The 15,101-nt window shown below is 32.4% G+C and carries 13 protein-coding genes; 5 read left to right on the top strand and 8 right to left on the bottom strand.

Annotated features, from left to right (window positions below):
- On the top strand, window positions 1-432 hold the full coding sequence (locus RSE15_RS07735) for an RDD family protein (RefSeq protein WP_324067239.1): 432 nt from the start codon (window positions 1-3) through the stop codon (window positions 430-432).
- Window positions 433-447: 15 nt separating this feature from the next.
- On the opposite strand, the gene RSE15_RS07730 is transcribed toward RSE15_RS07735, so the two are convergent.
- Window positions 448-2,238: a lysophospholipid acyltransferase family protein gene (locus RSE15_RS07730; RefSeq protein ID WP_324067237.1), complete on the bottom strand. Its 1,791-nt coding sequence runs from the start codon at window positions 2,236-2,238 to the stop codon at window positions 448-450.
- A 196-nt stretch (window positions 2,239-2,434) separates the two neighbouring features.
- Here RSE15_RS07730 and RSE15_RS07725 point away from each other — a divergent pair, with 196 nt between their 5' ends.
- From RSE15_RS07725 to RSE15_RS07715, 3 genes are all read left to right on the top strand, one after another.
- Complete coding sequence (locus tag RSE15_RS07725) at window positions 2,435-3,196, top strand: exodeoxyribonuclease III (protein ID WP_324067234.1); 762 nt, start codon at window positions 2,435-2,437, stop codon at window positions 3,194-3,196.
- Between the two features lie 86 nt (window positions 3,197-3,282).
- Window positions 3,283-4,248, top strand: coding sequence for an OmpA family protein (locus RSE15_RS07720; protein ID WP_324067231.1), 966 nt, complete (start codon window positions 3,283-3,285; stop codon window positions 4,246-4,248).
- A 102-nt stretch (window positions 4,249-4,350) separates the two neighbouring features.
- A complete protein-coding gene (locus RSE15_RS07715; protein ID WP_324067229.1) occupies window positions 4,351-5,391 on the top strand; it encodes an aldo/keto reductase in 1,041 nt (346 codons plus the stop codon).
- Between the two features lie 16 nt (window positions 5,392-5,407).
- On the opposite strand, the gene RSE15_RS07710 is transcribed toward RSE15_RS07715, so the two are convergent.
- Both RSE15_RS07710 and RSE15_RS07705 read right to left on the bottom strand, forming a co-directional pair.
- Window positions 5,408-6,781 (bottom strand): PQQ-dependent sugar dehydrogenase, encoded by a 1,374-nt coding sequence (locus RSE15_RS07710; RefSeq protein WP_324067227.1) that lies wholly within the window; start codon window positions 6,779-6,781, stop codon window positions 5,408-5,410.
- 132 nt (window positions 6,782-6,913) lie between these two features.
- Entirely contained in the window at window positions 6,914-8,530 is a 1,617-nt protein-coding gene (locus tag RSE15_RS07705; protein WP_324067226.1) for a DUF4139 domain-containing protein, read from the bottom strand.
- A gap of 99 nt (window positions 8,531-8,629) precedes the next feature.
- Here RSE15_RS07705 and RSE15_RS07700 point away from each other — a divergent pair, with 99 nt between their 5' ends.
- Complete coding sequence (locus RSE15_RS07700) at window positions 8,630-9,316, top strand: hypothetical protein (protein WP_324067225.1); 687 nt, start codon at window positions 8,630-8,632, stop codon at window positions 9,314-9,316.
- On the opposite strand, the gene mgtE is transcribed toward RSE15_RS07700, so the two are convergent.
- From mgtE to serS, 5 genes are all read right to left on the bottom strand, one after another.
- Entirely contained in the window at window positions 9,300-10,652 is a 1,353-nt protein-coding gene (gene mgtE / locus RSE15_RS07695) for a magnesium transporter (protein WP_324067224.1), read from the bottom strand. The two genes, RSE15_RS07700 and mgtE, sit on opposite strands and share 17 nt — an antisense overlap.
- The gene (gene rsmA, locus RSE15_RS07690) at window positions 10,642-11,421 is read right to left on the bottom strand and encodes a 16S rRNA (adenine(1518)-N(6)/adenine(1519)-N(6))-dimethyltransferase RsmA (RefSeq protein WP_324067222.1); all 780 of its coding nucleotides are present in this window, start codon (window positions 11,419-11,421) and stop codon (window positions 10,642-10,644) included. The genes mgtE and rsmA overlap by 11 nt, the downstream gene beginning before the upstream one ends.
- A 1-nt stretch (window position 11,422) precedes the next feature.
- On the bottom strand, window positions 11,423-11,749 hold the full coding sequence (locus RSE15_RS07685) for a DUF4286 family protein (protein WP_324067220.1): 327 nt from the start codon (window positions 11,747-11,749) through the stop codon (window positions 11,423-11,425).
- A 184-nt stretch (window positions 11,750-11,933) separates the two neighbouring features.
- Complete coding sequence (locus RSE15_RS07680) at window positions 11,934-13,640, bottom strand: tetratricopeptide repeat protein (protein ID WP_324067219.1); 1,707 nt, start codon at window positions 13,638-13,640, stop codon at window positions 11,934-11,936.
- 143 nt (window positions 13,641-13,783) lie between these two features.
- Entirely contained in the window at window positions 13,784-15,055 is a 1,272-nt protein-coding gene (gene serS / locus RSE15_RS07675; protein ID WP_324067217.1) for a serine--tRNA ligase, read from the bottom strand.
- Window positions 15,056-15,101: the final 46 nt, after the last annotated feature.

Below are 15,101 nucleotides of genomic sequence, written 5' to 3'. Positions count from 1 at the left end.
ATGATGAATCAATCAGAAAATAAAAAGAATATCGGAAAAAGATTCGTTGCAGGGTTAATAGATTATGTTCTTTTATACTCTTTAATCTTTGCTTATCTTTATTCGTTTGGTGAATCTAATGATGAAGGGGGAGTCTCGGTTACAGGAATAGCTGCAATTGTTCCTTTTATTATGTGGTTTGTAATTATTGTTTTAACTGAGGTTTTTTACGGTGCTACATTAGGAAATTCCATCATGAAATTAAAGCCAAAATCATTAACAACAAGCAATGGTGAACTAACTTTTACCCAGTCCATTAAAAGACATTTGTTTGATCCAATTGATATGTTCCCATTTGGAATTATAGGAATTTTAACCATAAAGACTTCAAGTAAAAATCAAAGATTGGGAGATATTATTGCAAATACAACTGTTGTTGAAATGAAAAGATAAAGGCTAATCAATCGATTAGCCTTTATCTTTTCTTTCCAATTCTGCTTGAAACTCTTCCATAACAGGTTTCATGGTGCTTTCAGGAATATCTGATATTCGAATATACATTAATCCGTCAACCGCATTATTAAATAGAGGGTCTACATTAAAAGCAACCACTCTTGCGTTTTGTTTGATGTATTTCTTAATTAAAACTGGTAAACGCAAAGTTCCTGGTTCTAGTTCGTCGATTATCTTATCAAATTTATTCAAATCCGATTCAGTTTCATTAAAAACAAAATCTTTATCGGCGTCTTTCAGTTTTACTTTAAATTCTTTCTTCGGATGTACATATTGCGCAATATACGGGTCGTAATAATGTGACTTCATAAATTCAATCATTAACGATTTAGAAAATTCAGAAAACTGATTACTAATGCTCACGCCACCAATCAAGTATTTATGTTCTGGATAGTGTAAAGTCGTGTGAACGATTCCTTTCCATAACAAGAACAAAGGCATTGGTTTTTGTTGGTATTCTTTGATGATGAATGCTCTACCCATTTCGATAGATTTACTCATCATATCATACAACTCTGGTTCAAAACGGAATAATTCATGTAAATAGAAACCATCAATTCCGTGTTTTGGATAAATATGTGAACCTAATCCCATACGGTAAGCTCCAGCAATGCATTGCGCATCTTCATCCCATAAAAACATGTGATGATAATATTTATCGTATGGATCTAAATCTAATGATTCATTAGTGCCTTCGCCTACTTCTCTAAATGTAATTTCGCGTAAACGACCTATTTCATGTAAGATGTTCGGAATTTTATCAGCCGTTACAAAGAAAACTTCGTAATTTTTACTTTGCAATAAACGATAATCCCCTTTTTTCAGAAAAGCCATTTCTTCTAAAATCTGTTCATGATTCGCTGGCTTTGCAATTTGTTTAGGCGATTTTGGTAAACTTAATTTTGGTAAATTAATTTTACTTTCTTCTTCAAAGGCATTGGAAAGCATGTATGTTTTTTTTCTTAAAAACTCACCATAAGCTTCAATGTCTTGATATTCATTTTGTTCAGCAACCGAAATGGGTTTTCCAATACGAACTTTAATAACTCGGTCTTTTTGAGTGTGAAGTTCACTTGGTAATTTTGCGGTTCTTAAAGTGTCATTAATTTTAGATAAGAAGTAAAATAATCTACTGTTCTTAGCATGAAAATAAATAGGTATAACAGGAACTTGTGCTTTTCTAATTACTTTAATAGCACCTTCTTCCCAAGGTTTGTCAACAACTAATTTGCCATCTTTATAGGTAGAAACTTCTCCAGCAGGAAACATTCCTAAAGGTTTTCCGTCGCTTAAATGTCGTAAAGTTTCTTTAATGCCAATCACACTTGATTTCACATCTTTGTGATTTTCAAAAGGATTCACAGGCATTATAAATGGTTTTAAAGGCGCAATACGATGCAATAAAAAATTAGCTATAATTCGAAAATTAGGCTCTTTTTCTAGCATTAATTTCAATAGCAAAATACCATCAACGCCTCCGAGCGGATGATTAGATATGGTAATATAAGCGCCATCTTTTGGTAATCGCTTTAAATCTTCTTCTGGAATTTCAAACTTAATCTGCAAATCATCTAAAATTGCATTCAAAAACTCCACATCTTTTAAATGTTTATGTCGGTCATACAACTTATTTAGTGCAGAAATTTTAAGCACTTTCATTAATAGCCAGCCAGAAAAAGTACCGAAAATCCCGTATTTATCAACGTTAATCGCTTTTGCAACTTCTTTAGCAGTAACTAAACCCATTTATTATTTATTTTTTGAGCAAGAAACAAAGATAAGAAATTTGCTGAATTTTCAACGTTTTTCATCTTGTATTAAAAAATGCTATTTTGTTATATTTTTTAGCACACTGATAGTTAAAGAATTATAAAAACAATAAAACCAAACTTTTATTTTTACAAACCTTTTTAGTATATTTGGTCAAAAGCTACAGTAGTAAATGAAAATTATATCATACAACGTTAATGGAATTCGTGCCGCAATTACTAAAGGATTTCTAGAGTGGTTGCAACAAGCGAATCCAGATGTTATTTGTCTTCAGGAAATTAAAGCAACCGAAGATCAAATTCCTAAAATAGAAATTGAAGCAGCGGGATATCCGTACCAATATTATTTTCCAGCCGAAAAAAAAGGATATAGCGGGGTAGCTATACTATCTAAAATTGAGCCTAAAAACGTGATTTTTGGAACTGGAATTTCCCATATGGATTTTGAAGGGAGAAATTTACGTGTCGATTTTGATGAATTTTCGGTAATGAGCCTATATTTACCTTCTGGTACGAATATTGATCGGTTAGATTATAAATTTCAATATATGGCAGAATTTCATTTGTATATTGATGAATTAAAGAAAGAAGTGCCAAACTTGATAATTTGTGGTGATTATAATATTTGTCATGAAGCTATTGATATTCACGATCCAATTCGAAATGCAAAAATTTCTGGGTTTTTGCCAGAAGAACGCGCATGGTTAGATGGTTTTATGAAAGGCGGTTTTATAGATACGTTTCGTCATTTAAACAAAGAACCACACAATTACAGTTGGTGGAGTTACAGAGCCAATGCTCGAAATAATAATAAAGGATGGAGAATCGATTATTGTTTAGCAGCCGAATCTTTGAAAGATAAAATTCAAAGAGCATTAATTTTGCCCGAAGCCAAACACTCTGACCATTGTCCGGTTTTAGTAGAAATAAAATAAAAAACAAGTTCAATATCAATTTCAAAAATCAACGTCAAAACCTGAAACTTGAAACCTGAAAATCAATTATAAAAACAAAAAACAAAATGATAAGAAAAATTGCCCTAGCCTGTGTAGTTTTAAGTTTAACTACTTCGTGTGTTTCTAAAAAAATCTATCAAGATTTAGAAAACAAATATGCCGATTTAAAGAAAGAACACAATGCTTTATCGGACGAAAATACTACACTTAAAACAGATAAAAATCAGTTAGAATTAGATAAAAATAGTCTACAAACAGAGTTAGATAAAGTAAAATCTGAACGAGATAAATTAGCTGCTGATTATGCTGCTACTAAAAAGAATTTAGACAATTTAAAAGCATCTTATGCGGCACTTGAAAAAGACAGTAACGATGCTTTAGAGGCAAACATCAACAAAAACAGACAATTGCTTGCTGAGCTTGAAGCCAAACAAAAAGCATTAACGGCTGAACAAGATCGTTTGAACAAACTGAAAAAAGATTTAGAAGCATCTTCTACTCGTTTAGCGGAATTAGAAAAAATGATGGCGGATAAAGAGGCAGCTATGAAGAAATTGAAAGAAACTTTGTCTAAATCACTAAAAGCATTTGAAGGTAAAGGGTTAACCGTGACTGAAAAAGACGGAAAAGTATATGTTTCTATGGAGAACAAATTACTTTTTGAATCGGGAAGTTGGACAGTGGGTTCAGAAGGAAAAAAAGCAGTGGATTTAGTTGGTAAAGTATTAGGCGATAATCCAGAAATTTCTGTTTTAATTGAAGGGCATACCGATAATGACAAAATCACAGGAACAATTGGTGGTGGCGTTGAAAATAACTGGGATTTATCTACAAAACGTGCTACTGCGATTGTAAATATTTTATCGGCAAATGCAAAAATTAAAAAAGAAAACTTAACTGCTGCAGGTCGTGGTGAATTTGCGCCTTTAATGAGTAATGAAACTGCAGAAGGAAAAGCAAAAAACAGAAGAATCGAAATTATCTTAACGCCTAAGTTAGATGAAATTTCTAAAATGTTGAATGAACTATAACATTTCATAAAAGATTGATAAAAAAGGCTTGAGTTGAAGATTCAAGCCTTTTTCTTTGGCTTAAACTTTGTAACTTTGAACTTTAAATTTTCAAATTCCGCGATGAACTACACAACACTACCAAATACCGAACTAAAAGTCAGTAAAATCTGTTTAGGAACTATGACTTTTGGGAATCAAAATACCGAAAGTGAAGCACACAGTCAATTGGATTATGCAATCGAAAAGGGCATCAATTTTATTGATACGGCTGAAATGTACCCAATTGGTGGCAACGCTCAAATTTTTGGAAGTACAGAACGTCACATCGGAACCTGGATTCAAAAAATTGGTGCATCGGAAAGAGAAAAATTAGTTATAGCAACTAAAATTGCAGGTCCAAATCGCGGTATGGAATACATTCGTCAACCATTAGATTTTTCTAGGAAAAGTATTCACGAAGCGGTAGAATTGAGCTTAAAAAATCTCCAAACAGATTATGTCGATTTATATCAAATGCATTGGCCTGAACGCGTGATGAATATGTTTCAAAAGCGCGGTGTTCAGGAATTAGACTCAAAATGGCAAGACAATATTTTTGATGTACTAACAGTTTATGACGGATTAATTAAAGAAGGGAAAATCAAACACATAGGACTTTCAAATGAAAATTCGTGGGGTGTAATGCGTTTTTTAATGGAAAGTGAAAAACACGGTTTACCAAGAATTGCCACAATACAAAATCCGTTTTCGTTATTAAATCGATTGTATGAAGTGGGTCTGTCAGAAATTGGAATGCGTGAAAATGTAGGTTTGTTAGCTTATTCTCCGTTAGGTTTTGGGTTTTTAACAGGGAAACATTTGAATGGAATTGAAAAAAATTCGAGATTGGATTTGTTTAGAAATTTCACTCGATATACCAATGATAATTGTTTTAAAGCTACTAAATTATATAAAGAATTAGCCGAAGCCAATGGTTTAACGTTAACCCAAATGGCAATTGCTTTTGTGCATCGTCAACAATTTGTGACGTCAACAATTATCGGCGCTACAACCATGGAACAATTACAAGAAAACATTGCTGCTTTTGACACTATTTTATCAGCCGAAATGGTAGCTGAAATAGAAAGCATTCAGGAATTAATTCCTAATCCAGCGCCTTAATAAGGTGTAACTTTAGTTATTCCACAATTAATTTTGTTGAGTAATTGGTTCCATTAGAGGTTTCAACAGATACTAAATAAATTCCTTTAGCCAAAGATGTTGTTTCAATTGTGTGTTCAGAATTATTGCTTAATTCTTTAGTAAAAAGCAATTTTCCAGTTATGTCAAAAATAGCAGCTTTTGTTGCCAAATTAGCTGTCGAACTTTTTATAGTAAACATTTCTTTGGCTGGATTTGGAAATAACGTAAAACCATTATTTTCAAAATCAGAACTACTTAAAGACGTATCAATTACTTTATAAATTGTTCCCGAAGAAATTCCTGCAATATATAACTCTCCATTTACATCTTCACCAAAAGTTACAAAGTTATTTCCAGAAAACGAAGTTGTAGTTGTAATGACTCCACTACTGTTGACCATTCTAATTTTGTCATCACAATAATCTGTAAAAAAGTATTTGTTTTGAAAATTTGGATACATTGAACCTGTATAAAAATAGCCTCCTGTTACAGAGCAAGCACCACCAGAACGTGCATATTGAGTAAACGGAAAAGTCATTGTGCTTGCAGGTGCACAACCTGTTGAATTATAAGTTGAATTTCCTTCATAACATCTCCAACCAAAATTTAATCCTGCTGTCAATGGGTTAATAACTTTATTAATTTCTTCCACAGAACCTTGACCCACATCGGCAATCCATAAATCGCCATTTAATCTGTTGAACGAAAATTTCCAAGGATTTCTTAAGCCAATTGCCCAGATTTCATCATTTCCAGCTACGCCCACATACGGATTTGTCGCTGGATTTGTATAATAAGGTGCAATGGTAGAATTTACATCAATTCTAAGCATTTTTCCTAAATTTTCATTGATATTTTGCGCTCTGTTTCCGGGGTCGCCACCACTGCCGCCATCCCCCATTCCAATATATAAATAACCATCTGGACCAAATTTTATACTTCCTCCATTATGGTTTGAATAGGGCTGTGTTATGGTCATTAATATAGTTCCTGTTGTGTTGGCAACACCTGGATTCCCAGAATTTACACTATATCTAGCAATAACTGTATCGCCTGAAGTATTGGAATAATTTATAAAAAAATAACCATTAGTAGCATAATTTGGGTGAAATGCCAAACCTAATAATCCTCTTTCACTAACGGTGCTTACAAGTGATGAAATGTTTAAAAATGGAGTTGCATTTACACTTCCATTAGCATTTACTATTCTAATTAATCCGCCTTTTTGAACCACAAATAAGCGTGAATCTCCTGCATGAGCTATCTCAAGCGGCTCTGAAAAACCTGTTGCAAAAGACTGTAAAGCGATGGTTTGAGCCTGTCCAAAAAATGACACGATTAACAAACCGAATGACAAGAGTGTTTTCATTTTCAGTTATTTTGTTTTCGTAAATTTAATAAAAAAAATCAATTTGTCTTATTTTAGATATTTATAACTGTTAAATAAAAAGCGTAAAGAATTTTTTGCACTCTTTACGCTTTTATCCATTTGTGATAGTGATTACAAATTATCTATAAACTTATCCTTCGGATATTTGATTTTATAACTGATTCTGAATTTCTTCGTTTCTCCTGCGCCTAGTTTTACATCCCAAGTTAAAATTCCAGTTTCTGTATTTACTTTTGCTTTTCCGTTGTCTAATAATTCGATGGTAATTTCTTTATCGGTACTAATTGGATATTGATCTTTTAACAATAATTCAATCGCTTCTTTTTTGTTATTTTTTACGGTAATATCGTAGGTAAACGTTTGTTCTTTATAACCCGATAAGAATTTAGTTCCCGATTTATCTGCGATTTTCTCACGTTTGATGGCTATTTTTTTATCTCTTCCCATGCTCAAATTCAACGTGTCAGATGTTTGATTTGGATTAATCATGGTTTTGCCAACATACATGCCTTCGAAAATAATATTCGCTTCACCTGGTAATAAATTGAATTTAGAATATTCGCTAATTTCAGCTAACAAAAATGCTTCTTTTTCCACTTTTGGAACGGCGTAATATTTGTAAGATGCCGGTAATTTCAAATCTTTTAAGGCAACACTGTGTGCTTTTCCATTCGATAAAATATCATACGGAATGTCAATGTCAAAGGAAATATTCAGTTGGTTTTCATTGATGGTTGTGTAATTTGAAATAGAAGATTCATCCATTTCTGCTTTATCTTTTTTCATATAACCAGACACCACAACCGTATTTAGTTTTGCGTTGCTGTTATCATAACCATATGTTCTTGGATAACCATATCTCAAAAACCAAGCTTGTAAAATAGGTGCTGTGTTGTTTTGATTTGGATTACCACTAGACAAAGTTAGTTTCACATTTTTCCAATCGATACCGGTGTTTTGTGTTACTTTTGCTTTATACATTAAATTGATTGGTGCATTTACATTGTCGGCTCTCATGTCATAAAACGGAATCCATGATGCACCATTAGTTAGATAATTTATATCTAAAGTCATAGTTCCAGCAACTGTATTCATCACCTGAAGTATCAAATTATATTCTGGTTTTGCAATAGGAGTATTTTTTTTTAACGCTAATTTTTCTTGAAGTAACTGAATTTTTTTTTCAAAGTTTTTTTCTTTAATACTCAATGTATGAATAGATTGTCCAAACTCATTTCGTTTAATTCTATAATAATCAATTAGTTTTGTAAACTCACTAATTGTAATTTCAGGTTTTGTTGTACCTGCTAATTCTTTTTTATCGAGTAGTTCAATTGTTTTTGAAATAGCATTTTTTTCGATTGTAATTTTATTAATTTCGTTTTCAAAATAATTAATACTGTCTGAAAATTTTTGTTGAATTGGGGTTAGTTTTAAGGGTTCGGTTGTTTCTGAATTTTCTTTATAATCTCGAACAAGTTGAACCGATAAAACGGTAACATTGGCTGGAGCGCCAATTTGAATGGTGTTTTCATTTACGTAGTCCGCTACGTTTTTAATGACAATTTCACTGGTTCCTGAAGGAAGTGTTACCGAAGCCGATTGCAATAATTCAGCCGAATTGCTGTAAACAGTTGCGCTTTTAATTTTAGCGGAAGTAAAAATTGGTTTTTGAGCAAATGTGATTGCCGAAAAACATAACAATGTAAATACAAGTATTTTTTTCATCTCTATAAACTTTAGTGTTTATTATATAGAGTGAAATAAAAAGAAAAAGGTTGGGAAGCCTTTTAAAAATTTTGTATAATTGTTAGAAAATTTTGATTTATGAAACGCTTTTTTCTGTTGTTATTTTGTTTTGTTGGAAGTTTAAGTTTTTCACAAAAACAATATCATTTCGATTATGCATTGATTTATGACAATCCTATTTCTGTGGAAAATGAAACTAAATCGAATTTATATTTAATTAATTCAAAAGACAACAGTTTTAGAACACTGGTTTCTTTTGAAAAAGATTCTATTAATGTATCATTACGGTTAATTGATTACGATGGTTTGTTTGTTAATTCGAATGTAAAGAAGGAAAAATTTTATGAAGCTGAAACCTTGTCGAATGAATGTAATTCTGTACATAGATTTTCAAATAAATATAAGTATAAGATAAAAGAATACAATTTTATAAAGCATCAAGACACAATAATTAATGATACCGTTTATTATCATTATTCTATGAAGTGTAATAAAAGTTTATCTTATCAGAAAAGAAATAAAATTGTAACATCACATTATATTATTGATAAAAATAGTGAGCAATTTAAGCCTTTTTTATATCATACTACGGTATACAATAAATGGGTTGAGACGTTAGAATTACCAAACGGAATTATTAAAATGAAGTACGATGTTAATGTAGAAGGTAAAATAATTTTCAAGCAAGAATTAATTAAGGTAATTCAAATAAATAAGTTTTTCACAATCCCAGATGAGTGTGATTATACTAAATCCCTAAAATAATTTTTGCAATCGTAAAATAGGTCAAAATCCCTAAGATATCGTTACTTGTAGTGATAAAAGGACCGGTTGCTAAAGCGGGGTCAACTCCGTATTTATTTAATATTATTGGGATAAAAGTTCCAATTAACGAAGCCATAATAATTACTGAAAGTAACGCGATGGCAACAGTGTAGCCTACATGAATTTCGTAGTCTAATAAAAAATAACTGCCCGCCAATAAGATTACAGAAAGAATTACTCCATTCAATAAGCTTAATGAAAGTTCTTTTAATAATCGTTCAACGACTGGACCAATAATTGTGTTGTTGGCCAAACCTTGTACAATAATCGCTGAAGATTGAACACCCACATTTCCTGCCATTGCGGCAATAAGAGGTGTAAAGAAAAACAATTCGGGATGCAAGTCCATTACAGGTTCAAAAATTCCTAAAACGTGTACCGAAATAAATCCTCCAAATAATGCTAAAACCAACCAAGGTAAACGTGCTTTTGTCAATTCTAAAATACTATCATCGGCTTCAACGTCTTGTGAAATACCCGCTGCTAACTGGTAATCTTTATCAGCTTCTTCCTTGATGACATCAATAATATCGTCAATAGTAATTCTCCCTACTAAACGCCCTAATTCATCTACAACCGGAATGGCATCCAAGTCATATTTTTGCATTATTCGCGCTACTTCTACATCTTTTGTGTCTACTTTTACATAGTCCACTTTTTTGATGTAAACTTCGCTAATATGTGTTTTGGTTGAGGTAGTTAATAAGTCTTTTAGAGACAAACGACCTTTTAAACGGTCTTCATCATCTACTACATAAATAGAATGTACTTTCGCAACATTTTCGGCCTGAGCACGCATTTCTTTAACACAAGTTAATACGTTCCAGTTTTCGTTCACTTTTACCAACTCTTTTCCCATTAAACCACCCGCTGAATCTTCATCATAGCGCAATAAATCTACAATGTCTTTGGCGTGTTCAACGTCTTCTAATTCAGAAATTACTTGTTCTTTTTTGTGCTGTGGTAATTCAGCAATAATATCAGCGGCGTCATCCGTGCTTAATTCGTCAAGCTCTTCTGCAATTTCTTTTGGAGAAAGGTTTTTTAAGATTTTTTCACGAACTTCTTCGTCTAATTCTAACAGAATCTCGGCTGTTTTTTCAGAATCTAAAGTGTTAAAAATATAACCAGCGCCATAATCATCGAGTTCTTCCATGATTTCGGCAATATCAGCAAAGTGAATATCTTCAAGTAGCAAAAGTAATTCTTGCGCCTTGTTTTCACTTATAAGTTGTTCTATTTCAGATAGAAACTCTCTGCTGATTTTAAACTCCATCGGCTGTTATTTTTTTGGTAATTTCTATAAATTGTTCCACCGTAAGTTGTTCCGGACGGAGGTCAAAGATACTATCTTCTTTTAAATTATCAGAAAAATTAAAGGTTTTTAAGCTATTTCGCAATGTTTTTCTTCGTTGTTGAAAAGCGGTTTTCACGACTCTAAAGAACATTTTTTCATCACACGGCAACGAATAATCTGCTTTTCTTTTCAATCGCAGCACACCAGAATCTACTTTTGGGGGTGGATTAAAAACATTGGGTGGAACTGTAAACAAATATTCCGCTTCATAAAAAGCTTGGGTTAAAACCGATAAAATTCCATAGACTTTACTTCCTTTTTTTTCACAAATGCGTTGGGCAACTTCTTTTTGAAACATGCCAGCAAATTCGGGAATTTGGTCTCGCATTTCTAAGGTTTTAAACACAATTTGGGTCGAAATATTATAAGGAAAATTTCCAATGATTGCGAAAGGCTCGTTATTGAAGACCTCGTTTAAATTGTATTTTAAAAAATCTTTAGCAATAATATGATGATCTAGTTTTGGAAAATGAACCCCCAAATATTCTACCGATTCTTTGTCGATTTCGATGACATAAGTTTCAGTGGGTTTGTCCAATAAATATTTGGTTAAAACACCCATTCCTGGACCAATTTCCAAAATTTTTGAATAGCCTTCGAGCGAAAGCGTATCAGCAATATCTTTTGCGATGCTTTCATCTTTTAGAAAATGTTGTCCTAAGTGTTTTTTTGCGCTTACTTTTTCCATTTTAATTCGTTTCTCCGTAGAATTCGCTCATTACTTCCAACTCCGTTCTAAAAGCCAACATTTTGTCAGCGAAAAGTTGTAAGCCTTCCTGGCGTAATCTTGGTGCGTGATTTTTGTAATAGTCTTCTAATTTGGCTCTGGAATCGGTGAAATACTGAACGGCATAGGTTGTACCTCCCATTTCTTCTTCTACCACTACTCGAACCATTTTGGCATTGGTAAATAATCCTGTTGCTAAAACATCGTTAATATGTTTGTTTTGCATCCATTTTAACCAATCGTGGTGAATGCTTTCGTCTACGTTTATGGTAACGTTGTATATAATCATTTTTAATAAATTTCAAGTTTAATGTTTTATCGCAAATTCCGAAGCTTCGGGGCGCTAAGTTTTTCGCAAAGGTCGCAAAAGAATAAATGTAAAATCCCAAATTATTTAATAAACCAAATATCTCTGTGCATCTATAATCAAAGCAAAGTAAGTTAAATAAACTCTGTGATTCTCTTTGTAAAAACTAAATTGTTGAATCGCCTCGCAACGTTCTATATTGTTTTCTGCTTTCGGTATAATACAAACTATCAGGATGTTCTAAAACTACTTTTTCGTATAGTGCTTTTGCTTTTTCGTTATCTAAAATATTTTTTCTGTAAATTTCTGCTGAATAAAATAAGGCTTCATCTTTGTAAATTCCGTCTTTGTGATGATCCAATAGGTTTTGATAATAGGTTAGAGCAGTTGTAAAATCTCCTTTTTCTTCATATATTTTACCTACTTTAAACAAAGTTCCTTCTTCAATACTTTCGCCTTTATGTTTTTGTAAAATAGTTAAAAATAGTTGAAGTGCTTCTTCTTTTTTATTTTGGTACAATTTCAAATCCGCAGTTGCATATGATTGAAGTGCCACGCGCAAACTGTCTTCGGCAGAATTATCTTGAATAAGCAAAAACATTTCGATAGCATCATTTGCAATTAGCAAACTCGGTGATTGTTTCAAGACTTTCACTTGTTGCAGAGTCCAATCAAAATCTTTTTTGTAAAAGTTGGCTTTGGCTAATTTTAGGCTGGCTTCGTGAGCCAAAACATCGTTTTTCAAATTGTCTTCTACTTGTGCGTAATATAAAATGGCTTGGTTGAATTTTTCATCATACACCATAATATCGGCCAATTTCATTTTAACTTTAGCTTGTTCTCTTGTATTCAATGGAAGTTTCAATGAGTTTTGTAATAACTCAATTCCTAATTTCGATTGATTCAGATAAAAAGTTTTAAAGTGCGCCGAAAGTATTTGCAAATCTAATGAATGCTGACTAATTCCATATTTTTTCAATAATTCATCTAGTTTAAAATCAATTGTAGGATATTCTTTTGAAGTTACCGATTCCATATCCATAGAAAGTAAAAAATGATGCGCTTGCATTTGCAAATCTAGATTTTGTGTATTTTCTAAAACAAAGGTTAGAATAGTATTGGCATCTTCATATTGTTTTTCTTCCATTGCCATTCTAGATAGGGTAACGATGTTTATAAAAGAATCTGGATTTCGATTATAAACCGCTTTCTCTTGAACAAATGCTTTGCCGTATTCCTTTTGTTGTACAAAAAACCAACTCAAAAACTGATTCCAATAAATATCTTGTGATTTTTGCGTTCTAAGCAATAAGTTTTTGCGAATGGAAGCGGCAAATGAACCATCCGAATCATCCATTAAAAAACGTGTCAACTGATTTTGAACCATCGGAGTACCATCAGGTGTATTGAAGCCGTAATCCAATAATTTGTTTAACATGACTTCTAAATTTCCTAATTGCCCTTGAATCATGGCAATTTGGTAATCGAAATTTAGATTTGGATTAGCTTTTTGTCCTTTTTCATAGGCTTTTAATGCCCAATCTAGCAGTACTTTTCTTTCAAAAACACTTCCTAAATTGTATGCAAAATTGGCATTTTTATCAATTTCATTAAGGGCTTCTTGGTACTTTTTATCTGCTTCAGGCTGTTTTTTTTGTAATTGATAAATATAGCCTTCTTCTACTAAAAGAGTAGGGTTGTTGTTTTTAGGCTTTAATTCATTTATAAATTTTAAAGCTTTGTCGTGTTGCTCTAATTGCTGATAGCAATATAAAATTTTATCCAAATGCAAAAGTTTATTTTTTGAGTAAACTTCTTCAAGAATGGTTACTGCTTTTTCATATTCTCCAGCATCAATATAGTTAAATGCCAATTGCTCGTTTTGTGCCGAAACCCAAAACGACGACAAAAAAAGTATAAAAAAAACTATTTTTCGCAACATAAATAAAACTAATAGGTTACTAAAGTAATACTTTTCAGCGTCAAATTAGTACTTTATTTAATAAAGATTAACGTTTAGTTAATGATGTCAAATCCTGTGTACTTTCTTAAAACTTCAGGAACTACGATACCTTCTGGTGTTTGATAGTTTTCTAAAATTCCAGCTAATACTCTTGGCAAAGCTAAAGAACTTCCATTTAACGTATGTGCTAATTGGTTTTTACCTTCTTTGTCTTTGAAACGCAATTTTAAGCGGTTTGCTTGGAACGTTTCAAAATTAGAAACCGAACTAATTTCCAACCAACGTTCTTGAGCAGTTGAATATAATTCGAAATCATACGTTAAAGCTGAAGCAAAACTCATATCGCCACCACATAATCTTAGAATTCTATATGGTAATTTTAATTCTTGTAAAATTTCTTTTACGTGTTCCACCATTCCGTTTAATGCTTTATATGAATTATCTGGATGTTCAATGCGAACAATTTCTACTTTATCAAATTGGTGTAAACGATTTAATCCACGAACGTGTGCGCCATATGAACCTGCTTCACGACGGAAACATGGTGTATATCCTGTGCAAAGAACTGGTAAATCATTTTCGTTTAATAAAACATCTCTAAAAATATTCGTTACTGGAACTTCCGCAGTTGGAATTAAATATAAATCATCCACACCTACATGGTACATTTGACCTTCTTTATCAGGTAATTGACCAGTTCCAAAACCAGAGGCTTCGTTTACCATATGTGGCACTTGGTACTCTAAATAACCTGCATCGGTGTTCTTGTCTAAGAAATAAGTGATTAAAGCACGTTGTAATTTGGCACATTTCCCTTTGTAAACTGGAAAACCCGCTCCTGTGATTTTAACCCCTAATTCGAAATCAATTAAATCATATTTTTTTGCTAATTCCCAGTGAGGTAAAGCGCCTTCGTGTAATTTAGGAATGTCACCTTCTTGAAAAACGTTTAGGTTATCTTCAGGAGTTTTCCCTTCCGGAACAATGTCGGCTGGTAAATTGGGTAATTTGTATAATTCTTCTTGTAATTTAGAGGCAAATCCATTCAATACTTCTGTAAGCTCTTTGTCTTTCTCACGAAGTTGAACTGATTTTTCTTTTAAGATTTCCGCTTTCGCTTTTTCGCCGCTTTTCATTAAATCGCCAATATCTTTAGATAGCTTGTTCGACTCGGATTTGATAGTATCTAATTCAACTTGAGTTGCTCTTCTTTTCTCATCTAATGCAATTACTTCTTCAACAGCACTTTTGGCATCTAAGTTTTTCTTAGCTAATCGTTTTACTACTTCGTCTTTGTTTTCTCTAATGTACGCTATCTGTAACATAATATATAGGATTTAAAGATGCAAATTTAAGGAATTGAATTTAGAT

Source organism: Flavobacterium sp. (genome assembly GCF_035195345.1).
Classification (GTDB): domain Bacteria; phylum Bacteroidota; class Bacteroidia; order Flavobacteriales; family Flavobacteriaceae; genus Flavobacterium.
The sequence above is the reverse complement of the archived record's forward strand: the minus strand, read 5'-3'. Positions and strand labels throughout refer to the sequence as shown.

Bases quoted from the DNA above. Each gene is read 5' to 3' on its own strand.
- rsmA (WP_324067222.1), bottom strand. From the start codon at position 11,421: ATGGAAAAAGTAAGCGCAAAAAAACACTTAGGACAACATTTTCTAAAA.
- RSE15_RS07705 (WP_324067226.1), bottom strand. From the start codon at position 8,530: ATGAAAAAAATACTTGTATTTACATTGTTATGTTTTTCGGCAATCACA.
- RSE15_RS07710 (WP_324067227.1), bottom strand. From the start codon at position 6,781: ATGAAAACACTCTTGTCATTCGGTTTGTTAATCGTGTCATTTTTTGGA.
- mgtE (WP_324067224.1), bottom strand. From the start codon at position 10,652: ATGGAGTTTAAAATCAGCAGAGAGTTTCTATCTGAAATAGAACAACTT.
- RSE15_RS07725 (WP_324067234.1), top strand. From the start codon at position 2,435: ATGAAAATTATATCATACAACGTTAATGGAATTCGTGCCGCAATTACT.
- RSE15_RS07720 (WP_324067231.1), top strand. From the start codon at position 3,283: ATGATAAGAAAAATTGCCCTAGCCTGTGTAGTTTTAAGTTTAACTACT.
- serS (WP_324067217.1), bottom strand. From the start codon at position 15,055: ATGTTACAGATAGCGTACATTAGAGAAAACAAAGACGAAGTAGTAAAA.
- RSE15_RS07730 (WP_324067237.1), bottom strand. From the start codon at position 2,238: ATGGGTTTAGTTACTGCTAAAGAAGTTGCAAAAGCGATTAACGTTGAT.
- RSE15_RS07700 (WP_324067225.1), top strand. From the start codon at position 8,630: ATGAAACGCTTTTTTCTGTTGTTATTTTGTTTTGTTGGAAGTTTAAGT.
- RSE15_RS07735 (WP_324067239.1), top strand. From the start codon at position 1: ATGATGAATCAATCAGAAAATAAAAAGAATATCGGAAAAAGATTCGTT.
- RSE15_RS07685 (WP_324067220.1), bottom strand. From the start codon at position 11,749: ATGATTATATACAACGTTACCATAAACGTAGACGAAAGCATTCACCAC.
- RSE15_RS07715 (WP_324067229.1), top strand. From the start codon at position 4,351: ATGAACTACACAACACTACCAAATACCGAACTAAAAGTCAGTAAAATC.